Below are 227 nucleotides of genomic sequence, written 5' to 3'. Positions count from 1 at the left end.
GATGACGGTGGGGGCGGTGGGTCGGCACAGGGTGGGGAACAGCAGTCGGCTGCCGGGATAGGTGGTGTAGGTCTGGCGCTGTGGGCACGTCCAGATGACGGTGCCGTCGGGGAGTTGTTGGTCGTGCCAGCCCCAGAAGGTTTTGAGGAGGTGGTGTTGTCGGCAGAGAACTTTGAGGTTGGAGGCCTGGGTCGGGCCGTGGGGGTAGGCGATGGTGTGGTCGATAT

At 64.3% G+C, this 227-nt stretch carries 1 pseudogene; it reads right to left on the bottom strand.

The annotated features are described in order from the left end of the window. Window positions 1-227: pseudogene (locus BST47_RS30150) on the bottom strand (HNH endonuclease signature motif containing protein); the annotation flags it as partial.

The organism is Mycolicibacterium tusciae (assembly GCF_002086795.1).
Classification (GTDB): Bacteria; Actinomycetota; Actinomycetes; order Mycobacteriales; family Mycobacteriaceae; genus Mycobacterium; species Mycobacterium tusciae.
This window is presented reverse-complemented; position numbering and strand designations above follow the sequence as displayed.